Source organism: Aeromonas salmonicida (genome assembly GCF_028355655.1).
In the GTDB taxonomy this organism is placed as follows: Bacteria; Pseudomonadota; Gammaproteobacteria; order Enterobacterales; family Aeromonadaceae; genus Aeromonas; species Aeromonas salmonicida.
This window is the reverse complement of record NZ_CP110645.1, coordinates 2,328,170-2,349,566: the sequence shown is the minus strand read 5'-3', so window position 1 is coordinate 2,349,566 and position 21,397 is coordinate 2,328,170. Positions and strand designations below refer to the sequence as shown.

Annotated in this window: 30 protein-coding genes and 1 pseudogene; 10 read left to right on the top strand and 21 right to left on the bottom strand. The window is 54.6% G+C overall.

Annotated elements, in window-relative coordinates:
* Position 1 precedes the first annotated feature (1 nt).
* From dsr1 to ONZ54_RS23265, 3 genes and pseudogenes are all read right to left on the bottom strand, one after another.
* Complete coding sequence (dsr1, locus tag ONZ54_RS11280) at positions 2–3,823, bottom strand: anti-phage defense-associated sirtuin Dsr1 (RefSeq protein WP_271788187.1); 3,822 nt, start codon at positions 3,821–3,823, stop codon at positions 2–4.
* A gap of 263 nt (positions 3,824–4,086) precedes the next feature.
* Positions 4,087–4,232, bottom strand: a pseudogene (locus tag ONZ54_RS11275) (IS3 family transposase); the annotation flags it as partial.
* Positions 4,233–4,267: 35 nt separating this feature from the next.
* Positions 4,268–4,507 (bottom strand): antitermination protein Q, encoded by a 240-nt coding sequence (locus ONZ54_RS23265; RefSeq protein ID WP_416995700.1) that lies wholly within the window; start codon positions 4,505–4,507, stop codon positions 4,268–4,270.
* Between ONZ54_RS23265 and ONZ54_RS11270 the strand changes: the two genes are divergently transcribed.
* The gene (locus ONZ54_RS11270) at positions 4,476–4,829 is read left to right on the top strand and encodes a hypothetical protein (protein WP_271788186.1); all 354 of its coding nucleotides are present in this window, start codon (positions 4,476–4,478) and stop codon (positions 4,827–4,829) included. The genes ONZ54_RS23265 and ONZ54_RS11270 overlap by 32 nt on opposite strands.
* Here the strand turns inward: ONZ54_RS11270 and ONZ54_RS11265 are convergent.
* The 16 genes from ONZ54_RS11265 to ONZ54_RS11190 all read right to left on the bottom strand — a co-directional run bounded on the left by ONZ54_RS11265 (position 4,816) and on the right by ONZ54_RS11190 (position 14,174).
* Complete coding sequence (locus ONZ54_RS11265; protein WP_271788185.1) at positions 4,816–6,585, bottom strand: zinc ribbon domain-containing protein; 1,770 nt, start codon at positions 6,583–6,585, stop codon at positions 4,816–4,818. The two genes, ONZ54_RS11270 and ONZ54_RS11265, sit on opposite strands and share 14 nt — an antisense overlap.
* 2 nt (positions 6,586–6,587) lie before the next feature.
* Complete coding sequence (locus ONZ54_RS11260) at positions 6,588–7,301, bottom strand: hypothetical protein (RefSeq protein WP_271788184.1); 714 nt, start codon at positions 7,299–7,301, stop codon at positions 6,588–6,590.
* A gap of 72 nt (positions 7,302–7,373) precedes the next feature.
* Positions 7,374–7,985 carry a recombinase family protein gene (locus ONZ54_RS11255; RefSeq protein WP_271788183.1) on the bottom strand — a complete coding sequence of 204 codons (612 nt, stop codon included), beginning with the start codon at positions 7,983–7,985 and terminating at the stop codon, positions 7,374–7,376.
* 248 nt (positions 7,986–8,233) lie between these two features.
* The gene (locus ONZ54_RS11250) at positions 8,234–8,854 is read right to left on the bottom strand and encodes an antitermination protein Q (RefSeq protein WP_271788182.1); all 621 of its coding nucleotides are present in this window, start codon (positions 8,852–8,854) and stop codon (positions 8,234–8,236) included.
* Positions 8,854–9,207: a DUF1064 domain-containing protein gene (locus ONZ54_RS11245; protein ID WP_271788181.1), complete on the bottom strand. Its 354-nt coding sequence runs from the start codon at positions 9,205–9,207 to the stop codon at positions 8,854–8,856. The genes ONZ54_RS11250 and ONZ54_RS11245 overlap by 1 nt, the downstream gene beginning before the upstream one ends.
* Positions 9,204–10,193 (bottom strand): DUF968 domain-containing protein, encoded by a 990-nt coding sequence (locus ONZ54_RS11240; protein ID WP_271788180.1) that lies wholly within the window; start codon positions 10,191–10,193, stop codon positions 9,204–9,206. Before ONZ54_RS11240 ends, ONZ54_RS11245 begins: the two co-directional genes overlap by 4 nt.
* Positions 10,190–10,444 carry a hypothetical protein gene (locus tag ONZ54_RS11235; protein ID WP_271788179.1) on the bottom strand — a complete coding sequence of 85 codons (255 nt, stop codon included), beginning with the start codon at positions 10,442–10,444 and terminating at the stop codon, positions 10,190–10,192. The genes ONZ54_RS11240 and ONZ54_RS11235 overlap by 4 nt, the downstream gene beginning before the upstream one ends.
* A gap of 39 nt (positions 10,445–10,483) precedes the next feature.
* Complete coding sequence (locus ONZ54_RS11230) at positions 10,484–10,873, bottom strand: DUF4406 domain-containing protein (RefSeq protein ID WP_271788178.1); 390 nt, start codon at positions 10,871–10,873, stop codon at positions 10,484–10,486.
* Positions 10,863–11,168, bottom strand: coding sequence for a hypothetical protein (locus tag ONZ54_RS11225; RefSeq protein ID WP_271788177.1), 306 nt, complete (start codon positions 11,166–11,168; stop codon positions 10,863–10,865). Before ONZ54_RS11225 ends, ONZ54_RS11230 begins: the two co-directional genes overlap by 11 nt.
* Complete coding sequence (locus ONZ54_RS11220; protein ID WP_271788176.1) at positions 11,161–11,367, bottom strand: hypothetical protein; 207 nt, start codon at positions 11,365–11,367, stop codon at positions 11,161–11,163. The genes ONZ54_RS11225 and ONZ54_RS11220 overlap by 8 nt, the downstream gene beginning before the upstream one ends.
* Entirely contained in the window at positions 11,364–11,594 is a 231-nt protein-coding gene (locus ONZ54_RS11215) for a hypothetical protein (protein ID WP_271788175.1), read from the bottom strand. Before ONZ54_RS11215 ends, ONZ54_RS11220 begins: the two co-directional genes overlap by 4 nt.
* Positions 11,591–11,851 carry a hypothetical protein gene (locus ONZ54_RS11210; protein WP_271788174.1) on the bottom strand — a complete coding sequence of 87 codons (261 nt, stop codon included), beginning with the start codon at positions 11,849–11,851 and terminating at the stop codon, positions 11,591–11,593. The genes ONZ54_RS11215 and ONZ54_RS11210 overlap by 4 nt, the downstream gene beginning before the upstream one ends.
* A complete protein-coding gene (locus ONZ54_RS11205) occupies positions 11,851–12,342 on the bottom strand; it encodes a hypothetical protein (protein WP_271788173.1) in 492 nt (163 codons plus the stop codon). Before ONZ54_RS11205 ends, ONZ54_RS11210 begins: the two co-directional genes overlap by 1 nt.
* Positions 12,320–13,378 (bottom strand): conserved phage C-terminal domain-containing protein, encoded by a 1,059-nt coding sequence (locus tag ONZ54_RS11200; protein WP_271788172.1) that lies wholly within the window; start codon positions 13,376–13,378, stop codon positions 12,320–12,322. The genes ONZ54_RS11205 and ONZ54_RS11200 overlap by 23 nt, the downstream gene beginning before the upstream one ends.
* A gap of 55 nt (positions 13,379–13,433) precedes the next feature.
* Complete coding sequence (locus ONZ54_RS11195; RefSeq protein ID WP_271788171.1) at positions 13,434–13,598, bottom strand: RNA-binding protein; 165 nt, start codon at positions 13,596–13,598, stop codon at positions 13,434–13,436.
* A 66-nt stretch (positions 13,599–13,664) separates the two neighbouring features.
* A complete protein-coding gene (locus ONZ54_RS11190) occupies positions 13,665–14,174 on the bottom strand; it encodes a phage regulatory CII family protein (protein ID WP_271788170.1) in 510 nt (169 codons plus the stop codon).
* Positions 14,175–14,409: 235 nt separating this feature from the next.
* On the opposite strand from ONZ54_RS11190, the gene ONZ54_RS11185 reads away from it, so the two are divergent.
* The 8 genes from ONZ54_RS11185 to ssb all read left to right on the top strand — a co-directional run bounded on the left by ONZ54_RS11185 (position 14,410) and on the right by ssb (position 18,828).
* Positions 14,410–15,174 carry a LexA family protein gene (locus tag ONZ54_RS11185; protein ID WP_271788169.1) on the top strand — a complete coding sequence of 255 codons (765 nt, stop codon included), beginning with the start codon at positions 14,410–14,412 and terminating at the stop codon, positions 15,172–15,174.
* A 572-nt stretch (positions 15,175–15,746) separates the two neighbouring features.
* Positions 15,747–15,968 (top strand): hypothetical protein, encoded by a 222-nt coding sequence (locus ONZ54_RS11180; RefSeq protein WP_271788168.1) that lies wholly within the window; start codon positions 15,747–15,749, stop codon positions 15,966–15,968.
* 35 nt (positions 15,969–16,003) lie between these two features.
* Positions 16,004–16,342, top strand: a complete 339-nt coding sequence (locus ONZ54_RS11175; protein WP_271788167.1) for a hypothetical protein — start codon at positions 16,004–16,006, stop codon at positions 16,340–16,342.
* Positions 16,339–17,421 carry a phage N-6-adenine-methyltransferase gene (locus tag ONZ54_RS11170; RefSeq protein ID WP_271788166.1) on the top strand — a complete coding sequence of 361 codons (1,083 nt, stop codon included), beginning with the start codon at positions 16,339–16,341 and terminating at the stop codon, positions 17,419–17,421. Before ONZ54_RS11175 ends, ONZ54_RS11170 begins: the two co-directional genes overlap by 4 nt.
* Positions 17,418–17,855: a hypothetical protein gene (locus ONZ54_RS11165; protein WP_271788165.1), complete on the top strand. Its 438-nt coding sequence runs from the start codon at positions 17,418–17,420 to the stop codon at positions 17,853–17,855. The genes ONZ54_RS11170 and ONZ54_RS11165 overlap by 4 nt, the downstream gene beginning before the upstream one ends.
* Positions 17,831–18,025: a hypothetical protein gene (locus ONZ54_RS11160; RefSeq protein ID WP_234579660.1), complete on the top strand. Its 195-nt coding sequence runs from the start codon at positions 17,831–17,833 to the stop codon at positions 18,023–18,025. The genes ONZ54_RS11165 and ONZ54_RS11160 overlap by 25 nt, the downstream gene beginning before the upstream one ends.
* A gap of 66 nt (positions 18,026–18,091) precedes the next feature.
* Positions 18,092–18,349 (top strand): hypothetical protein, encoded by a 258-nt coding sequence (locus tag ONZ54_RS11155; protein ID WP_271788164.1) that lies wholly within the window; start codon positions 18,092–18,094, stop codon positions 18,347–18,349.
* Complete coding sequence (gene ssb / locus ONZ54_RS11150) at positions 18,349–18,828, top strand: single-stranded DNA-binding protein (RefSeq protein WP_271788163.1); 480 nt, start codon at positions 18,349–18,351, stop codon at positions 18,826–18,828. Before ONZ54_RS11155 ends, ssb begins: the two co-directional genes overlap by 1 nt.
* Before the next feature lie 188 nt (positions 18,829–19,016).
* On the opposite strand, the gene ONZ54_RS11145 is transcribed toward ssb, so the two are convergent.
* Positions 19,017–20,255, bottom strand: coding sequence for a tyrosine-type recombinase/integrase (locus ONZ54_RS11145; protein ID WP_271788162.1), 1,239 nt, complete (start codon positions 20,253–20,255; stop codon positions 19,017–19,019).
* 88 nt (positions 20,256–20,343) lie between these two features.
* Between ONZ54_RS11145 and ONZ54_RS11140 the strand changes: the two genes are divergently transcribed.
* Complete coding sequence (locus ONZ54_RS11140) at positions 20,344–20,544, top strand: hypothetical protein (protein WP_271788161.1); 201 nt, start codon at positions 20,344–20,346, stop codon at positions 20,542–20,544.
* A 100-nt stretch (positions 20,545–20,644) separates the two neighbouring features.
* On the opposite strand, the gene ONZ54_RS11135 is transcribed toward ONZ54_RS11140, so the two are convergent.
* Positions 20,645–21,232: a tetratricopeptide repeat protein gene (locus ONZ54_RS11135; RefSeq protein ID WP_192896003.1), complete on the bottom strand. Its 588-nt coding sequence runs from the start codon at positions 21,230–21,232 to the stop codon at positions 20,645–20,647.
* Between the last annotated feature and the right edge of the window lie 165 nt (positions 21,233–21,397).

The window sequence follows — 21,397 nt, the reverse complement described above, 5'->3', positions numbered from 1 at the left end:
ATTACATGCCCCTCATTCGAAAATGCTCTTGAAGCCGCCGGTAACGGGCATCCTGCCCAAGCTGTGGCGACGCCTGCACAATCTCACGCAAGCATTGCTCCAACTTCTCGGGTACCGACTGTGGTTCGGCAATCACTGCATTCAGGAGCAGCACTGCCTCCGCAGGGAAACGTTGGCACAAGCCCGACTCGTGCAGTTCATGAACGACGGAATGTGGGCGCTCAATCGGTTTCAACCAGTGTTGCACCGTAGCTAAAGCCACCGGGAATTCACCTCTGGCGGCAATCGCCAAACAAGCCAAGGAGTTGGCGATTCGCGGGGTGGCTAGGTCGCGGGATTTTGGCCACACCTGTTGCCAAAACGGCTGCACACGATTTTTCCAGTATTCCTCACACTGATCGGCTGCACTTTCAAGGGCTTGGGTGAGTATCTGCGCTGATTTCTCCAGGCCTTCCTGTGGGAGCGAACCAATCGCAGATCGAAATTCACCAAGGGTATACCCCTCGGTCGGACCCAATGCCGCATAGGTCAGGAAGGCTACGAACTGTTGGCGCTGATTGCCAAGCTTGACATAGTGGTTTGCACTATCCAGGAATTGTGACTTGAAGGCGGTCATCAATGGCGGATACAAACGAGGAGAAAGGAGAAACCCCTCCCATACACCTTTTGCTTCGAACGGATTACTCCAGCCGAACAAAGGCAAAAGGTGCTGTTCGGTCCAAGGTTGGTCCACACGAAAAAATGCGATCAATTGCTCTCCCAAGAGAACTCGGCCGTGACGGAATCGTTCCATCTGCACGTTGCACAGAGAAGTGAACATAGGCTTGAGATCAGCCGGAAGCAGATCATTATCGCTAGGATCCCGTTTGAACCAGACATTAATGATCGCCCGAGTAATATCTCCAATCGGGTGGTTAATCGCAGAGTCGATGGGGTCATAGATTTCGACACCATCACGAATGGAGCTAGGGCCTAGGCCAGCTTCAAGCGGTAGCGCAAGCACACGGTGGCACAACTCCATCAGGATAACTTCGTAACTATTGATGGACTTGGATGCAACTTTTATCCACCACGTAACGCCGTGGGCAATTTCCTGGAGAACAGCATCGGGCATAACCTTGACCAGCGGTGCAGCGTAACGCCAGGAACGTAACAAATTGCCTTCTTCAGCCCATACCTGCAGCGCCTCGCGCCATCGGCCGGCGGGCCAGATGTTCTTCTGTGCCAAATCCCTCAGCGCTAACAGACTGTGAAAGAAACGCGTGCGGCAAACGTCGCGCCATGTATCTTCATATGAATGACTCGGTTCTTGTATCGGCTTTGACAACCATTGCACCAGATCCAGTCGCTTACGGGGGGCAATGTCGACATTTTGGGTAACCACGAAATCGGGATCGCCTGTGCCACTCATCCAGCTCGAGAACTCATCACGTTCGTTAGTCGCCAACTGCCAATGAGGATAGGCAGTTGTGAGTTCCGCCAGACGAGTTGTTGCAGATACCCCCAGAGCTAGGCCAGATGTATCCAATTTGGCCAGATGCCGCCAGACTGAGCGTTCCACCAAACCTTGCCAACGTTCTGCTTCCAGGTCGCTCCGATACATCTCACGCGGAGGGCCAGCCAAAATGGCCACTTCAAGACGTTCTTGACTGATTCCAGCCAAATGCAGTCCCTGCTGAACGAACAGTCTGTACACCTCACGTCCAGTCTCTGCGGCCCATAGCCACCACGCGTCGTCTACCAATAGCCAATCCACCCACTGCTCAGGCGGGATGCAATCGTCGTGGCTCGCGGCAAACAGGGCCAGGCGTTTGAAGGTAGGGTACGGCAATTCAAACCAAGACTGAGCGATGCGCCTGGCTCGTGCATTATTGGCCACGCGAACCGTCAGCCACGCATCGCGCAGCAACTCTATCAAGCAGACCCAATCATGGCGGCCCCGATTTTGCGAGTGTGGCGTGATGGACGGGAGAACCCAGTCCGATCTGTCATGATGCTCATCTGCCTCACCCAGCTCGCGCAACAGATCCAGTGCATCGTGCAGCAGTTGCTGAAAATCCTCCAGCAGGCGCGGCAGGGCAAATGTCCAGTTCTCGCCGGCTAAATCACGAAGAGAGGAACGTACGTGATCGGTGGCTAGTACAAGTTCACAGTCCACCAATTGCTTGATGCGCCTTGGTTCATCATCGCCGTTCGAGTCGTTATCGCTCCAGTGATACGGTTTCTTCAAAACCACTTTGGGTGCGAGTAACTCACGAAACTCCAGGCGCAATGTGATGGTCAACCCATCGCGCTTGAAACGCCCTCGCCAGCGATACAAATCATGATCGAACTGTGGTGATTTCACCCGACCACTGAGCAAAAGTCCCCACAAGGTGCGCATAAGGGGGCCAGGAATAGCCTTGGGTGCGTTTAGGCGTATTTCATCCAGCTCAGAGGTCTTGCCATCACGCTCCTGTTCAGCAACCCAATCCAGTCTGCTTTCGATCTGCGACAGCCAACGGTCGTTCAACTGCCCACCACGTTCAACAATCCAGATGAGAAGTCTGGGGTCATCCAGATGGCGTGTCAGCCAGCGGGCCAGATGGAACATTACGTCATCCCATTTGCTACCAGTCACTCCTCCGGAGACTAGTAACATCTGAGGTGCGCGGTCATAGGACGCGGGACGCTGAATCAGACTGAAGCGCAGCTTGGTATCCACTTCGCGCTGGGGCGGCACGCCAAAACGGGCCAGATCACCATGTACGAAGCACTCATGCGTGAATGGCCCCAACAGCCACTCCAGTGAAGGTGCTGGATTGAAGTTGGCAAAACGCTTCGCCGGTAGACCCGATTTGTCCGACAAAGCCCAGAGCATCCTCCCTACGAAATCATCTTGCTTTGTACTAGCAGATGGTCGTGTCAAAGCATGACGGGTAACAATTTGTTCCTTGCCAAGAGAACCATCGCGATAGGTGTCTGCCCAGGTCCTCAGGGTCTTATGTAAGTAAGCGTGGCGCTGGTGTTCACGATAGAGAATGGGTGTTACGTTCTTCGCCTTCCATTCGTTAGCGCGCACCAATTCCTTGCCTTTGGAAAAACTACCAAAAGCAAACATCTCCGGAGGAGATTCTCCTAACAAACGATCTGCGGCCAAAGCATCCATCATGTAACGTAACACAGGGTCGTTGATGCTATAACCAACGAAGCAGACGATAAAGTTGCGAAATAACTCACTGACGAAGCGGGCAGCCCAGCGTTCGGTCAAATAAGCGAGGCCGAAGTCTCCACTTGATAAAACCAAGCGATCCAGGTCGCTTGCCGTTGGCGTTTCAGGTAACACTCCATGCAAATAAACCAATCCATCCCACCGTTTCTTGGGCACAGGGAGAAGTGGTGCTTTGAAATCTGGAATTGAAAGTGATTTAGCTAACCTAACTTCCTCAAACACGCGATCAAAGTTGGTTGTGATGAGTCGAGTGCAGCCATCACTATTTTGTGATAGTGCAAGCAGGGCTTCATGTGTCGTAGTGGCGTTTTGGGCCAACAGGTTCGGCTGCAGGATACTCGCTAACGAGCGCCGCACCATTTCCCGACCACCGACGAGATCAGCTTCCAACAAACTTATTGCTGTATCAAACTGCCCCGCCTTTATCGCAGACTGCTGCACAGAATCTGGCAAAACAGAGAGTTCTTGATAGAGCCTATCCACGAGTCCTGAAAAACCGGGCAGCCCTGCTGGGTAAGAAATGCCAGCACCGCAGAAAAACACCACTCGACCTTCTTCATGAGCCTGTAGAAGCGCATCAGGTATGTCAGGGCCGTGGGTGACGAATTGCATTTTCTGTTTCCTGTCTAATACGCCTTTGCTCGCTATGAAAATTTATAGCGGTGCAGGCGAGAGAATGAGTAGAGCATGGGAGGGCTGGCTGATGCCTCAATAGCCGAATGAGCATAATACTGCAACGTGAGTCCCACGCGAGAGCAAACAGAGAGTAAGTTTGCAGCGGATCAAATAAATACCAATGAAACCAACGAAGCAGGCTAGGTTTCCACTACCAGGTTCTGGATTAACCCTAAGTCTGAATCGCCCCGGGTTTTCTAGAAACTCCCAGCCACCGCGTTATCATGACAATTGCCGCGTCTGCTCATACAGGCCTTAAGCCGGTGCTTCCGCAAAAATTCAGCCAATCATAGCTGCTAAACTGGTCCCCTTGGGCGGTATGAGGCAGCACCTCCTGTTCGGGTCGCCCAGAATGAGGGGATCACTAAAGGACGGCAGATATCACGCTGCCGTAACTCGCTTATAGAAAACTTGCATCTCGCTCTCCTGCACATGACACCAGGCCAGCACCGCTTGATAAAGTGGGTACCACTGCCGCTCCCACTGGCCGCGACTCAGCGTGCCCAGCAGCGGCTCGATCGCACGTCGGATCTGCGTGCCTGGAATGGGGCGCAATCCGGTGCCGCCACAGCGTGGGCAGATCTTGTCGATGGGCTTGCCGTGTAACCGGGATGCCTCCATATCCCGCACATTCCCCATCCCCCTGCACTGGCAAGCGGCATCCAATGGCTATCCCCTCCATGACAAGGAGCCCTACTGGTGGCTAGGCCTCTACTCTCCGATCAACAAAACGCCCCTGGTTGTCGTGGAGCGCCTGAATGCGGCGTTGCTGCGCGAGGCGAAATCTATAAAGCGCTCCGATCAGTTCTATCCCGCTCTGCGGATCCCGGCCAGCGGGCGGGCCGAACTGGATGATTACCGGGGGCAACAGCCTGCCGTGGATCGCGGTTGTCATTTTCAGAAGGCGACTGCACAGCCGCCGCCAATGCTCAACCTGAAATGAACTCGTCCGCCGCATTCTTGATGATCCGTGATCGCACATCCTTGATATAGGGAATCGTCATCAACTCATTCCGCTTAGCTTGCACAACGGATCCAACATTCGAAAATTTCGGACGAATACGGTCTATAAGTCGACCGCTTATAGATAACTCATCGACGCTTTCCTCTAATAGAGCACTAACAATTGAGGTGACAACAATTTTATGTCCGCACTCACTACAAAACTTGGCATTTTGCGGCAACGGTGCTGAGCAGGAGGGACATGCGTCATCGTTCGCCAAAAGTGAGTCCAGATATGTTTTAATTTGGGCGTCAGACGATGAGAACTCTCGATAATCGGTAAGACTAAGCCTTGCAATCGCATCGGATGTTTTCGGCGTGTCAAAAGCTTTTTCCGTAGCCATAAGAGCGAGATTTACAAGGTAACGCGGACCTGTTCCGCCTCTGATTTTTACAGTGCCCAATTGTGAAACCATTCCGGAGTAACTAAGAATATCTAGAGAGAGTTTCAGATTTGGCGACATATCCCTTTGTAACGTGAAGAAAGCTGATTGATATTCACTCTTAGTTCGACGATGATTCTTAGCTCGAATTTCAGGGATTAAAAAACCCCGCAGCAGGTCGAGACCTACTCGGATGTGAGAGGCATATTTGGGTAGACGCTTGTTTAAACTGGTGTGGTATGGCAAAAGGGCTTGATCGACATAGTTTTGAACCGCTAAATTGACTGAGCGCTCGGACAATGAGCTATTCCCGGATATCGCGCTATTGAGTATATGCAACAACGCTCGCGGGTTACCGTTCGACAAATCTATGCAAAGGTCAAGCTCAGCGCCCCGCGCAAAGATCTTTTTTCGTAGATTACCAGTCTTGGGAATTCTCTTGTCGAGAATAGACCGAAAGTGCAGCCTGTTTTCCCGTCGACCGCTTTCGCCAGGATCAAATCGAATGACAGACAAAACTATAGCATCCTGACCAACTTCGAAATTTCGGCCATAGTTAGTAACAGTAGGGTACACCGCAGCTTTACACGCCACCTTGCCACCGTGTAGCAATTTGAATATCTCAAAAAAAATATTCTGTTGACTAGGTATAAAAGTATGCGCAGCCTCATCGAAAAAAAATAGGATTTTTTGCAACGAGAAAAGTTCTGCCACCTCTTTTATAATATTTACTAAAAAACTTGTGTCCTGAGCCTTGGCTAAGAAATCAGCGCCGATCTCATTGATTATTTTTTCTTGACCACCTTTGCTGAATGCCAATTTTTGGAGAAGGTGAATTTTTTCCTCCAACATCGCTTTTGTCTCAAGAACGGACGAAACTCCGAATACGCGCTGATATGGGTCAGCTGCACCAGTTTTGGCAATTAGGTTCAATGCCAGAAGCTTTTCGTGAAGGGCTTCCAGAATTTTTATATTCACCCATATTTGGAAAGCGTCACGCTCATCCGCTTTCACCCCTTCTAGCAACGTACTTGTCTTAAAGTTGACATATACACCAAGCTTTCGTTCTTCCTGGAAATTTTCATCCAACTCTATCTCCGCCATCCGCAGGAGCATTGATTTGCCTACTCCTCTAGCGCCTTCTAACAGATTAGCGCCACTACCTTTAAGCGCATCAATCACGCCTCGCTCAAACTCTCCAAGTACCGACACTTGTTGAATTTGCTCGTACAACAAATCTTCGCATCGTGCAGTCTGAAGAAGATCTTCATTATTAAACTGAAGAAGGTCATTTTCCAATGTGGGTTTAGACATCGTTACACTCTCTTAAATTGGGGAAAGTTTTTTGCTAAGAGCTCCTCCAGTCCGTCAAAACGGCCTAATAGAAGTGCAATAATTAATTTTTGCGCTTTTTGCATTAATCGAAATTGCATCACCAGACCATTTTTATCTGAGGCAAAACGTTCTGGAGAAAGCGCTGGTAGGCCACTTACCTTTCCGTGCACCGTATTACTTAATTGCCGGTATATATCCTGAAAATTCGTTTGATCGCATATAACGGAAGCCGTAGTGCTCGGCCTTTGTTGCGCTAAGTATGCTATGTAGCCAGGAGAGTTCAAATGAGATACCATTGCCGAGAAACTCAAATCCTGATCTTTCTCTCGCCATCCCCAATATTCGTGGGGCAAATCCCACATATATACTGCTGCGAGGGAGAGTTCGAACGCCCGGCGAATTGACATCCGCGCGGGTACAATTAGACCGATAGAGCATAGATACATTGCAAGCGAGAAGTCTGAAAAAACTTCATCTAAAATATCAGCGCATATTCTTTTGTGGGCGTCGCTGACACAAAAATTAGAACTTAGCAACGCCCTAATTTCACTGATAATCCGAGAATTCAAATCAATATCGTCAAGCACTGGATCTGCATCACTAGGCAACGTTGCTATGTTTGTACCGAAGTTTTTGTGTAAAGCGTTGAGGAGATCTCGTATTGAATGCCGTATTGCATGTGTATCATTGGACAAGGTTTACTCCTTTTATAGTGTTTTAAACACGTGAGTGCCATTACTGTATCCACACCACTCACGAACTTGAGCTTACGCCTTGATCAGTTTTTTGCCGTCCGGACGGAGCATTCCTTGAGGGGACATATGTCGGTATAAAGTTTGCCGCGTCACACCGAGTTCCTCACACAAAGTGCGCACGTTTGTTTCTGGCTTGCCCATGGAAGCCATCGCTAACCGCAACTTAGCAGGCGTCATTTTGAATGGCCGCCCTCCGCTACGACCTCGCGCCCGAGCAGACGCTAATCCGGCAATGGTGCATTCGGAAATTAACTCCCGCTCAAACTCTGCTAATACGGCAAAAATGCCGAACACTAGTTTGCCGGCTGCGCTTGTCGTATAGATTGCTGCGCCATAGCCGGTCAGTACCTTTAAACCCGCCCTGCGCGCGGTTAGGTCATGCACCGAATTGATCAAATGACGCAGATCCCGACCAAGCCTGTCCAGCTGCCAAACCGCCAGCGTGTCGCCTTCGCGGAGTGCTTTCAGACAAGCGGTTAGTCCTGGGCGATCTTCTCGCTTTCCCGATGCGTGATCTTCATACACATGCTTCAGATCAACGCCGGCCAACTCCAGCGCATCTCGCTGCAAGTGTGTCGATTGCGAACCGTCGGCCTTAGAGGCCCGGACGTATCCAATTAACATGATTACACCTGTCATTTATACGGTCGATTCAGGTTGCCATTTTGCTATTGTTCCAAATCATAACTTTCCTATTTTATTGCTGTCAGGTGGTAGCAAGGGCTTACAATAGACTGATTATACTCTCTTTTCTAGAAAATTTGCCGCTGAGAAATGAATCAAATTCAAACTCTACCGACGATGGTTCATCAATGGCGCCATGACACTGGTTCTGGTTGTAAAAAATTCGCACTCCCCAAATCCGATAGCCCTCACGCCACCGTCACCCGCTTATAGAACGCCGCCACCTCGCTCTCCTGCACATGGCACCAGGCCAGCATAGCCTGATAGAGCGGGTACCACTGCCGCTCCCACTCACCGCGGCTCAAGGTGCCCAGCAATGGTCCGATAGCGCGCCGGATCTGCGTGCCAGGAATGGGGCGCAGGCCGGTACCACCACAACGGGGGCAAGGCTTGTCGACGGGCTTGCCGTGTAATCGGGACGCTTCCATATCACGCACGTTCCCCCTCCCCTTGCACTGACAGGCGGCACCCGGTGTATCCGCAGTGCGGCAATAGTGCTGCACGGCCACTGCGGCGATCACCTTCAGCGCCATCCCCTGGCCGCGTGTTTTGATGCTTCCCACATACCTAGGCGCCAGCTTGCTGCATTCGGCCATCACCCCGATCACCGCCTTGTGATGGCTGGCCTTATCTTTTGTGTAACGGGCCATCATCAGCGCCAGTCCCACGCCTTCATATTTCTGCACCAGCCCAAGCGCCCCCAGCACATCAGCTTGGGTCAGGTGAGAAGGACCAGTGGAGCGCGACTGGATGGTCTGGATCATCGCCGAACGGGGTTGCCCAATCGAAAGTGCATATTCGAGTCGCATCAGAATGCCTCCAGTGACCAGTTGGTACCATGGCGCATCACGCCGACGAAGGTAAACATCCAGTGCTGCTTGGCAGCCACCTTGATCTTGACTCGGGCGTCATCCTCCCAGAACCCCTTCACCTCGTGCAGTTCGATCAACCCATCCTTACGCACCACCATAAAGTCCGGGGTGTAGAAGGTTTTGTCCGCCAGCCGCAGCTTGAGCGGCTCGAACTCATAGGAGAGCACCTCCCCCGCCAGCATCAGCAGCCGAAGATGATCGGCATAGGCCTGCTCGGTCTTGTTCATGGTGCCCGGTATCGGCTGTGGGCGAGCCCGCGCCTTCACGACTTTCGCACTGTATGGCGTCATCCAAACACTCCCAGGCCAGCGGCCTTGTTTAACGTCATCGCGACGTGATCCAACTGGCTGCCGTGGGTCTGCTCCCATTGCTGCCAACCGTTGTTGTGCAATTTCATGTGTGCCTGGTGGCAGAGCGGGAAGGTCATCAGGTCATGGGTCTTGCTGCCCATCACGCTGAGCCCGTGCCCCACCACATGGTGCGCTTCGATGCCATCGGTCTGGCCGGTCACTACACAAGGCAGCTGGCGCACGAACGCCAGATAGTTGGCAGACTCCCACCGTTTCATCTTGGGGCGGGGGATGTGTAGCATCGGAGGCTCAGGATCGATCGTTTTCACCACTGGCTTGATGCGCAGCCAGCCACGCAGCTCGACCAGCGGGTCCTGCTCCATCAGCTCGGGGCGGCTCACCCGATAGCGGGCATCGGTCTCGCGATAACCACGCCCAGGGATCAGCACCCTGTCTGGCCCCACCGGCGGCAGCCGGCAAGCATGGCGCACCACATCAATGGGCAGCAGACCCTGTACCTTGAACACGCTGGCCCACCAACAGAGATCCCGCGCCTGCAACTGGGCAAGGGCGATCCCGCACCAGCCCGCCACCCGAGTCAGCAAAACCCGGGCGATTGCCTCGGCATGCTCACCCTGGTTGAACGGCAGCTGGCCGTCGCGGAACTCGTTGTCGTGGTGCCAGCACAGGGGGAGCGGCAGGCCACCCATCTCGGTGGTGACCGACTCGCCAATGCAGCCCTCGCCGATCAGGCACTGACCCACACTACGCAAGGCCAGCTCGCCACCGGCGGCATTAACGATGGCAGGATCCAGCAGAGCGCTGGCCAGCTCAGGAAATTGCGCCAGCAGATCCCCCCTTTCGCAGGCTGGGACCAACACCGCCGGACGATTACTAAGAGAGGAACGCAACGTGGACAGCCCCTCTCCCACCTCCAGCAGCACCAGCCCCATGGCTGGCACAAACACAGGATGGATCGGGGTCATCCCAGCGTCTCCAGCTTATCGAGCAGTGGGCCCAGACGAGCCAGTAGCTGGTAACTTGCGCTACGGCGCACAGCCAGTGACTCAGAGGCAATGACCCGGCGGGCAGCCTCGGCGGCGGTCAGACCCGGGCAGGCGGTGTCGATGGAATGGAACAACGCAGCACTCTCGTTAAGTGCCGCACCAGCCGGGTTGCTGGCTTGCTGCTGTAAATGGTGTGCTCTGGCCGCGCTGCGGCTAGTAAACTTACTCATGGAACCTTTACCTCACGGTAATGAAAAGCAGGGTCTCATCTATACCACCAGCGGCAGATGCCGCCTCACCCATGGCTCGTCAGCCACTATCTCCATATCAAGCTGCAGCAGATCCAACCCAAAGGCATGGGCCCGGGTAAACTCTTGCCGCGCCCCCTTACTCTGCTGCCAACCAGGCAAAAAGGCCACCGCATCGCATTCCATCAACATGGGAATGGCGATCCGCATGTAGACGTCATGAGTCCAGCCATCCGGCAGCACGGCAGGATTCATCACCCATGCCCCCTGGCCGTGCAGATAGACTTCGGCAGCAAAGAACATAGGCCGATTAAACATGGGCAAACCGCTCATCGGCCCGGCGATATACACCTTCACGCCGGCCAAGTCGATCAGGCCCTGCTCAGTCAGTTCCTTCGGTTTAATGGTCATGATGGGCCTCCCCGGCCAGATCGCGATTCATACGGTTCAGCGTCACCAAGACGGCTTTTGCCAACGCCAACAGCAGGGTGCCGCACCATACCAGCACCAGTAAAACGGCCCGCAGCGGAGCAAGCAGTAGACGGGTAACTTGGCGAGGGAACATAACCAACCCCCAACCCGCGGAGATCACCCACACCACAGGGGCATGCAACATCTGCCAGCCAATCCCACCCTCGTAGGGCATATGAGCCAGCGCAAACAGCGCCACAAACACATACATCAGCAGGAAGAAAGCCTTAACCATGACTGGCCTCCTTGGTCTTCGCCGCCAGCTCGGTGAGCTCACGACAGGCTGATACCAGTCGGGGCTCTACCTCAAATTCATCCCACTCCAGACCAAGCTCCTCTTCCTCAGGCAGCCATTCGCGCAGCGAGAGCCAAACAAGAGCAAGAAACGCAGCCCAGGCCAACATAAGGGCCAACAGCATCCATTCAATATTCATCCCTTCCTCCCCCTCCCGGTGGTGGCTTGATGAGCTGCCTTGTTCATGGCAGTCCCGACAATCTCCCCTATCTCGGCGCTCCAGGCACCAAAGCCGATATCGTGGATCACCCACATCCCGATCGACACACAGATGCCGGCCTCCTGCGCCTTCACCAGCTCCTCGATGCCCAGCAGCGGGGCTTGCCAATCCCGGGTAGGAGTGTGTTGGGCGTAGTAGTGCATCATGCCCCTACCCTAACCAGCTCCACCGCCTTCCCCCGGATCCGCGCAGCTTCCACCCGTGCCTCCTCAGCCCCATCCCACACCAGGTAATACCCAGCACCGGTAGCAGCATCGGTCTTGCCTAGGGTATCCAGCGAGTTCGACACCTCCAGGTGCACCCGCTCACCTACCCAGCCCCGCACCGGCGGATAGATAACCACCCGGCAGAACTTCGCCTCGCGCACATCGCGCTCGACATTCGCATTGAATTGACCCGCCATTACGCAATCCTCCCCGTAATCGTCACACCCTCACTGCGCAGCTCTGCCAGCAGTTGCTGCAACTCGGCCTGCAGCGCTTCATCGGTCACCTGACGATCACGCACATAGACCCTGGCCTCCGCCTGCATCTCGCAGGCACGGATGGAGATAAAGCACCCAGCTGGGGCACACTTCGGTACCGGATTGCGCTGCAAGATGGCGGCCTTGACCTCAGCCGGACGCGGTGCGAACTGACGACTGGCATCCTCGGCCAGCACTACCACCGCTTCGCGAACCTGACCGACAGGAAAGCCCCTGAGCATCAGCGCCCAGGCTTGGGCGGTATTGCTCGTGTTGCTGTCGAGCTGGTTGGCACTGGCGGGCCAGAACGCCGTCATCATCGGGAACAACTCGTGGGCCAGGAACAAAGCGATCGGGTCGGCAGTGCGCTGCTCGGTAAGCAGGCCGCCTTGGTGCAGCACGGCCATGTCACAGGATGGTGTTATCGTCATAACCGATCCCTCCCGTAGCGGCCATGATGGCCTGAGCCTGCTGCTGGGCCTGTGCCAGATTGGACAAGGGGCGCTTGCGCTCGAAGCCCTCCCACTCCCCGTTCACGCAGCGGGGCCGCCCAACCTGCTCCCAGCGCCGGGCTGCGGCGAGATATCCCGGAAACTTCTGCGGGGCGTACACCGTCATCGGGCGCAGGTACTCGGCCATCTTCAGGTCGGCCGCCCAGTGGGCGCTTTTGAACTCGGCCACCAGCATCAGGTCAGCCATGCTGTGTCCCTCTGTCAGCCGGGCATTGATGTTTTGCAGGGCGGTGGGTTTGGCCTGGTAACGGCGATCGGCTACCGCATTGAAGTGTGCCAGCACGGTCTTTGCATCCACGCTGATGGACAACGAGGCCGTATCCTTCCGGTCGCGTTCGGTTTCGTCAGAAACCGGACAAGAGATCTGTTTAAGATCCTCTGTAGTTTCCTTTTCTTTTACTTCTTGTTCTGTTGTCGCGACGGTCGGGGCCCCGATGGGCGGGACAGTGGGCGCCCCATCCCCCACACTCAAAACCGCGCCGGACAAGGGATTGGGCGGGACACTCGGCGCCCCGGTCGGTACCCCGATGGGTGTCCCTTTTGTCGCGCCCTCAAACTGCTCTGTTGCGAACGATTCGCAATTGATTGCGACTGGCTGCACGACAGCCTGATAGTCGTCATAGTGGCAGATCTCGATGATGGTTCCCCAGGGGGTGCCACGCAGCTCAATCATTCCCTCTTTGGCAAACCAGGCCAGCATGCGCTCTGTCCCCTTCTTGTCGAGCCCACGGCCTCGCTCGTCACGAAGTTGCAGGCCCAGCTCGGTGGCACTGATCACCAACTGGCCACGTAGCAGATGCCAGTCACGTCCCTTGTAGTGCACAGGGCCAGCCTCATAGGCCGCCATGCTGATCAACCGCATCCAGGCCGCCAGCTTGGTGGCATTACGGGCCCACTCTGCTTGCAGCAACGAGCGCCAGCACACCACATAGCCGCTGCGACGGTTGTCACTCATGTTGCACACCTTCTTTCGGGCCGAGGTGGCTACCTGGGCCAAAAGCCTCACAACTTCACCCATGACTGCCTCCCATGTGCTGCAGTTGGGCAAACACCATCCTGGCCTGTTCAGCACTGATGGGTAACGACAGCCCCATCACCACCAGCCGGTATCCGTTGACGAACTGCAGTTGCGGCATTGCTTGCCTGACTGAGCTCGGTTGGATAAGATCTTTCATGTTCACATCCCTTTCGATGTTTGAACCATGGTCCCGGCTGTTGACGCAGCGCGGGGCCGCCCTTTTCTACTTGTTGTTGGCAGTCGTCGGCAGCTGTCGCACATTGGCGGCGGTAGAACAGATTAGCCCCATCACCTGCTCAGCAACCAAGGCGCCAACCCGTTCAATCTGGCCCTGCTCTATTCGGTCAATCACCCCATCAGCACGGGCATCATGAATGGCCTGCATCAGCTTGCCGAACACGGACTGGGCCAGCAGTACCTGTTCCACCAGCTCATCATCACTGACAGAGCCATGAGGCCTCGCAACCAACATCAGGCCACGACCTGCAGCCCATGCTTCCAGAATGCAGTTGTCATCTGCCAGTTCAGTGACGGCGACCGCCTCCCCCAAATTCAGGTGGTGACTGTCGCAATCGGGGTTCATCTTATTGGCCAGTACCACAGGGCTCTTGCCTAACTTGCGAGCAAGATCACTGATGTTCGTGGCCTGCCCCAGCAAATACGCCGCGGTCAGTACATCGGTACGCAAAACAGAACCCTGGTTTAACGTGGTTATTTCGGTGGTGTTTGTCATGATGACCTCATGCATTTACGGGTTTGGGCCGACCACATGCCAATATTTCAGTTGGTGAAAATAAACCGCCGGATACCTCGGCAAGGCGAGCTGCATGCTGAGTAACACCGCTGTAATCCGTATGGGGCAGCGTGTTAGTTTTTCGCCATTTATAAACAGCCCGAACGCTAACTAGACACGCATCCGCCGCCACTTTTACACCTATGGAGTCGATGACTTCTCGTAGAGAGGCCATATGCACCTCAATGAATATGAACCTTTGGTACATCATAGATCGGAACTGAAAGTACATACAAGCGCATATAGTATTGAACGTATGGTTCACAAACTGAAAGACCGCGATTCATATGCGGCTCGGCTACATCATGCAGCTGACAAGAAAGGCTTACCCATGCGGGGCAGAGGCAAAATTTTGTCTGATGCCATCAAAGTCACGCCCAAGGCCATCAGCAAATACCTGAATGATGAAGCCATCCCTACCTCGGAAAACGGGCGTAAACTGGCAGATTTCCTCGGTGTCTCGTTCGTATGGCTTCAGTTGGGAGAAGAGGCAATAGATAGAGAACAAGAGCTGATCCCTGTGCCCTCGAGTAATATCAAGATGGTGCCTTTAATCTCCTGGGTGCAGGCTGGTGAATTCTGCTTGTCAGATAGCCCCGACTTTATTGCGGATGATACGCCATACTATGCCTGCCCCAATCCCAAGGCTGGGCCTCGTACTTTTGCTTTAATTGTACGTGGCGACTCTATGACTAATCCAAATGGCCAGCGAAGCTATCCAGAGGGAACGATAATTTTTGTCGATCCCGATCATGCCCCCAAAGCAGGGCTACGTGTCATTGCAGGTCTGGAAGATGGCAGTTGTACCTTTAAAGAATTGGCAGAAAACGAGACGGGTAAAACATATTTAAAGGCCTTAAACCCTCGCTACACAATCAATGATCATGTTCAACCCGCCAAAATCTGCGGCGTGGTTATCGGCTCGTATACTCCTGAATAGACCCATCATCATTTCTGATCACCCGCCAACTTGGCGGGTTTTTGCTATCTAAAGAAATAAATGAACCAATGGTACTTTACAAGAATATACCTTTGGTTCATTGTTGTTCAAGGTAGTTGGTTTTGCAGGGGACTTACGAGGCTTAGCGCCCACGGACGAGCGAACCGGCGACCAGAACCAACTGAGTTGTGGTGACAACCATCCCATCAGCTGCAAGCAGCCGGGAGGTGCCGATAAGAACTGCAATCGTAGGCCACCACATTCCCACCGCGGGGTTAAGCGGATGCTTTGTCCCGCTGTGAAGCGCCAGCAAAGCAACTCGCCGAGAGGCGACAGTTTCGATAGGTAGGTCTGTCCGTGAGGGCGCACCGGCACCAACAACCAGAACGGCTGACTCACTGTGAAGTGCTCAAGCCACCGCCACAGGTGCAACGCATGTGGCTAATGCTCTCTCCTGGCCCCGGCAACGGGGCCCTTATCCCACAAGCGATAGCGGCCCATCAGCGGGTCACGGACTCCTATTGCCTGTCGCTTGTGTGATGAGACTTGTTTCAGAAAGAGCGGAGGCAGCCATGCACCCACGCGAGTTCATTGCCAAACATACCCAGGCAATGCTGGAGAAAGAGGAATTCCCTCCCCATGCAGTCTCGTTGGGTGTGACAGAAGCTACCCGCTATTTCGACCGGACACCCATCTTCGCCAAAGGGAAGGTGTTCGATGAGTGCCTCAAGGCGGCCCGCGCAGTAGCCAGGATCGCGAAGAAGGCCGAGTCGGCTAGGAAGGGCAAGCCCTGATCTGGGGGATGGGTCGCAACAAGTGAGGAAGAACCATGAAACCACGCATTGCACCTGTAAAGGTGACGCGAGACCAGATGGGAATTTGGATACATCCAGACTTTCCGGATTTTGGTGAGGTCCTGGATGACAAATACACCAGGTGGAAAGAACAGCAAGAGATCACCTGCACATTCGTAACAATGGAAGATGATGCGCCAGAGGATCTTGCTGATAAGTGGGAAAATGACGGTGACTACATCGATATCGTCGCGCAGTGGACCCCTACCCCTCCAGCCGGGAACGGGTGGTTTCTGCTTGGGATCTGGGACACCGAAGATGGTGCTGTCGCACTCTTTGCTTGTCACCTTGAGCAGCTAAAGGAGCCAGAATGAACCACTATGCCCAAGCGCTGGCTCAACTGCAGGTCCAGCCTGACCATGAACTCAAGCAGATCGGAGATCAGTGGCAGACCCCCAAGGCATTGGCCTGGGGCCTGTTCCACCAGTTCGCCCCCACTCTGGGGCCAGTGGTGCTCGACATGTTCGCTGACGACAGCAACGCCCTGGTGCCGAACTACTACGACGCCGAGGATAATGCCCTGACCCAGGATCTCGCTTCGGACCTGCACCGACTGGGTGGAGCCGCCTTCGGCAATCCGCCCTACTCCCGCCCCTGCACGGATGCTGACGGCAACGCCATCACCGGGATGGAGGCCATTCTCAACTATTGCCGCGAGCAACGGGCTCAAGGTGCCAAGATCATGTTGCTCATCAAAGCCGCAACCAGCGAGGCTTGGTGGCCGGAGGATGCCGACTTCATACAGTTCATCAGTGGCCGCATCGGCTTTGAAGTGCCGGAATGGTACGTCCCCCGCGATCCCAAGAAAGACAAGCCCAGCGCCTCAGGCTTTGCCTCTGCAGTGGTGATCTTCGATACCAGCTGGCAAGGCGATCGCCGACCAGAAGCACGCCTGCGTCGGGATGACCTTATCACCACCGGCCAGATCATCCTCGACATGATCCACCGCCAGGCTGTTGTGCTTAACGAAAGGGCCAGCAAGGCCATCACCAAGGTCGTTTCTACCAAGACAGCCCTACTGCAGGACCAGCCCGCGGTAGCCAAGCCGGCTGGTTGGGATCCATCTTGGGATCTATCCAAGGAGGCCGATGACCACACAGCTGTTACAGAGGTCGCTCTGACTCAGATGGGGTTTGAGGTAATCCACGCTATTGAGCCGCTGAACGATTGGCAACATTTCCCAGCCATCAAGTCGATCATTTATCAGATTGATGAAGCGGATCTGCTTACCCCAGCAACTACCCGACTGCTGGCTGGCTATATCCGCGATCTGCAGGATGGCGGGGCCGATGAAGAAACCACGCTTAGTAGCGCCATCCAGATGGCAAAGCACTTACTGAAGCCTGAAGGCGAGCAACTTGCGCTCTCGCTGCATGACGGGAAGGCAGCATGAGCATCGTTCAGAACGTTGCCGAGTGGGTGCATACCCGGGTAGAGGGGGCTCTCTGTGGGGATGTGGCAGCTGAGTTCGTCATCACTGCGATCAAGGCCAGCATGGTGATGAGCCAGATCCATCGGGAGTCTCGTTTCACTACTAGGGTTGAGCACAGTTGCATCCTTGATGCCAACGGCAAGGGGCGGAACACCCGCCGCCTTTATGTCGATGCAGTTCAGACCCCACAGTGGCACAAGACACCAGTGATAGGCACCGCAGGAGAGCAGGTCGTCAGATTCGACAGCATCACCGATGCGGAAACCATCGGCGGCTTTGTCAGAGTCAGCATCACCCGCTGCCTCGCTGGCCAGCAAGAGAAACACGGTGGCTACCATTGGCAAGCTGACACCACAGAAGGATCTACGAAATGCACCGCTACCACTACACCCTGAATGCGGCAACCGAGCTTGGCGCTGCACCGGATCGGCTAACCGGCACCATCGAGGCACACCACCCGATGACCAGCCAGCAGATCAGAGTGGCTGCCATCGACCAAGCGGCCGCCCACTACCTCAACTTCACCGAACTGGAGTATCAGGAATGTGAAGAGGGAAGTGATTGAAGGGCTGGCCGTCTTGGTTGGCACCATATTGGAAATGATGTAACAGCGACTGTCCGGGAGGACACGATGGATATCAGACTCTACCAGCGCAATTACAGGGATGACTTCAAGCAAGCCATCCTGCAAGAGCAAACTGCAGACTACCCTGCTGCCGCTCTTTCATACAAAAAGGCTCAGCACCACGCGGCAAGCGCCAACATGCTGGACAAGGCAAGGTTTGCCATGGCTCGCCGCATTCATTGCCTCAAGATGGCCAATGACCCGCAATGGAAGCAAGTGAATTCCCAGTACCAGCAGCTCTATCAAGCCATGGAGGCCCACTAATGAGACGCGGTATTAACAAGGTCATCCTGATCGGCAACCTTGGCCAGGATCCAGAAGTCCGCTATATGCCAAGCGGCGGTGCTTTTACCAGCATCACCTTGGCCACCTCTGAGACTTGGCGCGACAAGCAGACCAATGCCCAGAAGGAGCGTACAGAGTGGCACCGAGTGGTCATTATGGGCAAGTTGGCCGAAGTGGCCGGCGAGTATCTGAAGAAAGGTGCTCAAGTCTACGTTGAAGGGAAACTGCAGACTCGAAGATGGCAGGACCAGAGCAGCCAGGAGCGCTACACCACCGAGGTGCTGGTCGATAGCTTCACCGGGGTGATGCAGATGCTCGGCAGTAAACAACAGGGCAGCCAGCCACAGCAAGCACCAGTGCCACAGCAGCAGGGCGGATACGGTCGACCAACCCAGCAACCAGCACCACCGGCTTACAATGAACCGCCGATGGACTTTGATGATGACATCCCGTTTTAGATCTCCGGAGGATACATGGCAAACTACATTCAAACACCAGCACTGATCCGCCGTTGCGATATCGAGCAACTGCTCGGCGGGATAGGCAGAACTACTTTCTACCGCCGCCGGCTGGAGTGGGAAGCACAAGGCACCCCGTTCCCCAAGCCACTCAACTGGATGGCCAAGGGGGGCACCCTATGGCGCCGTCACGAAGTAATCGCGTTTCTGGTGGAGCGTGGGCTGATGCTTGCGGAGTCACATCCATCAGCACAACACTGAGCAATGTGGGCGGCCCAACGCTCAAGGGCCTCCCTCTGCTCATCGGCATAGTCGTGCTGGTCATAGACGGCAAGAATCCCCGCCAGTCTGTGACCAAGCACTTTCTCCGACACATGGGGATGTACCCCGATCCGGCTCATTACCGTCTTCACGGTACGACGTAGGTCATGGTTACCCCAGTCAGTGACACCCATTATCTTCCCTACTTGCTTAGCCAAACTCAGCAGTACACTGGCTGCCATTGGTCGATCTTCTAAGCTGCGAGCAGGCGGGAATACATAGACATGGTCAGGAAAGAACTCAAAGGCTGCTGCAAACAGCTCACAAGCCTGGTGCGATAACCCCCGCAAGAAGCCAATCCCTGTTTTGGAATCGTCATCAGTTACCCTCCATTGGCCTTTAACTAAGTCAATGTCGGCCTTCTTGGCGGTTCGGATCTCCACCCCACGACAACCGGTGAGCAAAATCAGCTTCATCAGGATTTTGTGGGCATCCGTCATATCTGTGCAGTCTACGGCCAGCCAGAACTGACCGATTTCCTCGTCACTCAAGTAACGAGATCGGCTCTTGATAGGTGTGCCTACGTCCTTAACCTTCCAAGTGGCAAGTGTGTTGGCCTTGATCATGTTACGGCGCTGGGCATAATCCAACACCTCCTTCAGCTTGCCAAGCAGGATCCCCGCTTGGGTGCTGGCTGATTCCTGCATAGGGATAAAGACTTTGTCCCAGTGCAGTGTCGTCATGTCATCCACTACAAACTGGCCAACGGTGGGAATCACGTACATCTCGAACTGACGACGCCACTGCTTGAAATGAACCAACCGGATTGCCTGCTGACTACCCAACCAAGCGTTCAGACAGTCATTTACTGTGACAGCGACATGGCGCTCCTTGATCTCCATTAGGCGAGCCATTGCCGGATCAGTGCCTGTCTGCAAGATCCGCCGTGCTTCGGCATGACGTTCCCGCGCCTCCTTCAGAGTGATATCACCATACGTTCCCAGTGACATCCTGCGGGCATGTGCCCCGTGCCGGTATCGGTACTGAAAGCTGATGTGCCCTGATGTGCTGATACGGGCAGAAAGCCCCTGCCCATCAGGTAACTCGGTCGGCCCATCATATGGCTTGCCAGCAATTCTACGCAGCTTCGCGTCACTCAATGCCATAGCACTGTTCTCGCCTGATTTGATGTGTCCATGGTACACACGTTGGTACACAAAATTAAATACACAGGCCAGAAGAAACGTGCACAGCATGGAACAGGAAAGACGCTTAGACCTTTATAAAACAATAGGTTACAGCGCAGAAAAAGATATGAAAAAACAGGCTGAATCGAGAGTGGTGACTACTACCAAAGGGCACATGCGGGATGGAAAAAATCATTCAAAAAGGGTGATGTTATGGCTCTCTACAGCACTTTGCAGAGGTGCACTGCGCCGCAAACAGCTTGCTTAACGGCACAAGGCAAACCAAAAACCGGACCATGCTACCAGAAGTAGGCGGGGCTGTATCGAGTTTGGTGAGATTTTCTACAACCAAATGAATCGCTTGCCAGTCACTCACCCAGCAGGGGTTGCCAGTTGAAATCGAAGGTACTGCTCCCCTCCTCGGCCAGGGCAAGCTCCTCCAACACCTTCAATGCAAGCTTGTTGCCCTTCTGCGAAGCCTGATAGAGCCACTGCTTGGCCTGGGGCAGATCGACCCGACCACTCACCCCCATCAGGTGCAGCACGCCGACTTTGAGCATGGCGGGCACGTCACCGTTGCGGGCCGCCAGCTCCATCCAGTGAAATGCCTCCCGCAGGTCCCGTTTCACCCCGGTGCCGCGCAGATAGACCTCCGCCAGCCGGTATTGGCCAAAGGCGTCTCCGGCCTGCGCCGACTGGCGATAAAGGCTGATGGCTTGCTCCATGTCCTGCGCCGTGCCCTGCCCCACCTCGTGGCTCCAGCCCATCAGCGCCTGAGCCCGGGGGATCCCCTGCTCGGCCAGCGGTTGCCAGATCTTTGTCGCCGTCTCGAACTGGCCGCTACGCCAGGCTCGATTGGCCGATGCCAGCTCCTGATCGGTGGAGAGCGGGATCAGCCGCCAGATGACCAGGCCAAGTACACCGATAAACAGCCAGCGGGAGACAATGGGTTTCATGATGATTTCCGTGATCCAGTTCGCATTTTTTCTATGTAAACGAAATGTATCAGGGGGATCAAGCAAGAGATCCATTTGTCATGCTGTTTTAAGCAAGGAAGGGATGGCGAGAGCTTGTATTTTGGCACTGAGGCTTGCAAGATAACTGTATATATAAACAGTATT

What these genes read in the sequence shown, in the direction of transcription:
- ONZ54_RS11175 (WP_271788167.1), top strand. Translation starts at nt 16,004, where the DNA reads ATGAAACCACGCATTGCACCTGTAAAGGTGACGCGAGACCAGATGGGA.
- ONZ54_RS11235 (WP_271788179.1), bottom strand. Translation starts at nt 10,444, where the DNA reads ATGAGTAAGTTTACTAGCCGCAGCGCGGCCAGAGCACACCATTTACAG.
- ONZ54_RS11145 (WP_271788162.1), bottom strand. Translation starts at nt 20,255, where the DNA reads ATGGCATTGAGTGACGCGAAGCTGCGTAGAATTGCTGGCAAGCCATAT.
- ONZ54_RS11215 (WP_271788175.1), bottom strand. Translation starts at nt 11,594, where the DNA reads ATGATGCACTACTACGCCCAACACACTCCTACCCGGGATTGGCAAGCC.
- ONZ54_RS11160 (WP_234579660.1), top strand. Translation starts at nt 17,831, where the DNA reads ATGCACCGCTACCACTACACCCTGAATGCGGCAACCGAGCTTGGCGCT.
- ONZ54_RS11195 (WP_271788171.1), bottom strand. Translation starts at nt 13,598, where the DNA reads ATGAAAGATCTTATCCAACCGAGCTCAGTCAGGCAAGCAATGCCGCAA.
- ONZ54_RS11225 (WP_271788177.1), bottom strand. Translation starts at nt 11,168, where the DNA reads ATGGTTAAGGCTTTCTTCCTGCTGATGTATGTGTTTGTGGCGCTGTTT.
- ONZ54_RS11165 (WP_271788165.1), top strand. Translation starts at nt 17,418, where the DNA reads ATGAGCATCGTTCAGAACGTTGCCGAGTGGGTGCATACCCGGGTAGAG.
- ONZ54_RS11230 (WP_271788178.1), bottom strand. Translation starts at nt 10,873, where the DNA reads ATGACCATTAAACCGAAGGAACTGACTGAGCAGGGCCTGATCGACTTG.
- ONZ54_RS11220 (WP_271788176.1), bottom strand. Translation starts at nt 11,367, where the DNA reads ATGAATATTGAATGGATGCTGTTGGCCCTTATGTTGGCCTGGGCTGCG.
- ONZ54_RS11135 (WP_192896003.1), bottom strand. Translation starts at nt 21,232, where the DNA reads ATGAAACCCATTGTCTCCCGCTGGCTGTTTATCGGTGTACTTGGCCTG.
- ONZ54_RS11270 (WP_271788186.1), top strand. Translation starts at nt 4,476, where the DNA reads ATGGGCTTGCCGTGTAACCGGGATGCCTCCATATCCCGCACATTCCCC.
- ONZ54_RS11210 (WP_271788174.1), bottom strand. Translation starts at nt 11,851, where the DNA reads ATGGCGGGTCAATTCAATGCGAATGTCGAGCGCGATGTGCGCGAGGCG.
- ONZ54_RS11240 (WP_271788180.1), bottom strand. Translation starts at nt 10,193, where the DNA reads ATGACCCCGATCCATCCTGTGTTTGTGCCAGCCATGGGGCTGGTGCTG.
- ONZ54_RS11265 (WP_271788185.1), bottom strand. Translation starts at nt 6,585, where the DNA reads ATGTCTAAACCCACATTGGAAAATGACCTTCTTCAGTTTAATAATGAA.
- ONZ54_RS11155 (WP_271788164.1), top strand. Translation starts at nt 18,092, where the DNA reads ATGGATATCAGACTCTACCAGCGCAATTACAGGGATGACTTCAAGCAA.
- ONZ54_RS11180 (WP_271788168.1), top strand. Translation starts at nt 15,747, where the DNA reads ATGCACCCACGCGAGTTCATTGCCAAACATACCCAGGCAATGCTGGAG.
- ONZ54_RS11140 (WP_271788161.1), top strand. Translation starts at nt 20,344, where the DNA reads ATGGAACAGGAAAGACGCTTAGACCTTTATAAAACAATAGGTTACAGC.
- ONZ54_RS11245 (WP_271788181.1), bottom strand. Translation starts at nt 9,207, where the DNA reads ATGACGCCATACAGTGCGAAAGTCGTGAAGGCGCGGGCTCGCCCACAG.
- ONZ54_RS11255 (WP_271788183.1), bottom strand. Translation starts at nt 7,985, where the DNA reads ATGTTAATTGGATACGTCCGGGCCTCTAAGGCCGACGGTTCGCAATCG.
- ONZ54_RS23265 (WP_416995700.1), bottom strand. Translation starts at nt 4,507, where the DNA reads ATGGAGGCATCCCGGTTACACGGCAAGCCCATCGACAAGATCTGCCCA.
- ONZ54_RS11185 (WP_271788169.1), top strand. Translation starts at nt 14,410, where the DNA reads ATGCACCTCAATGAATATGAACCTTTGGTACATCATAGATCGGAACTG.
- ONZ54_RS11170 (WP_271788166.1), top strand. Translation starts at nt 16,339, where the DNA reads ATGAACCACTATGCCCAAGCGCTGGCTCAACTGCAGGTCCAGCCTGAC.
- ONZ54_RS11250 (WP_271788182.1), bottom strand. Translation starts at nt 8,854, where the DNA reads ATGCGACTCGAATATGCACTTTCGATTGGGCAACCCCGTTCGGCGATG.
- ONZ54_RS11190 (WP_271788170.1), bottom strand. Translation starts at nt 14,174, where the DNA reads ATGACAAACACCACCGAAATAACCACGTTAAACCAGGGTTCTGTTTTG.
- ONZ54_RS11200 (WP_271788172.1), bottom strand. Translation starts at nt 13,378, where the DNA reads ATGAGTGACAACCGTCGCAGCGGCTATGTGGTGTGCTGGCGCTCGTTG.
- ONZ54_RS11205 (WP_271788173.1), bottom strand. Translation starts at nt 12,342, where the DNA reads ATGACGATAACACCATCCTGTGACATGGCCGTGCTGCACCAAGGCGGC.
- dsr1 (WP_271788187.1), bottom strand. Translation starts at nt 3,823, where the DNA reads ATGCAATTCGTCACCCACGGCCCTGACATACCTGATGCGCTTCTACAG.
- ssb (WP_271788163.1), top strand. Translation starts at nt 18,349, where the DNA reads ATGAGACGCGGTATTAACAAGGTCATCCTGATCGGCAACCTTGGCCAG.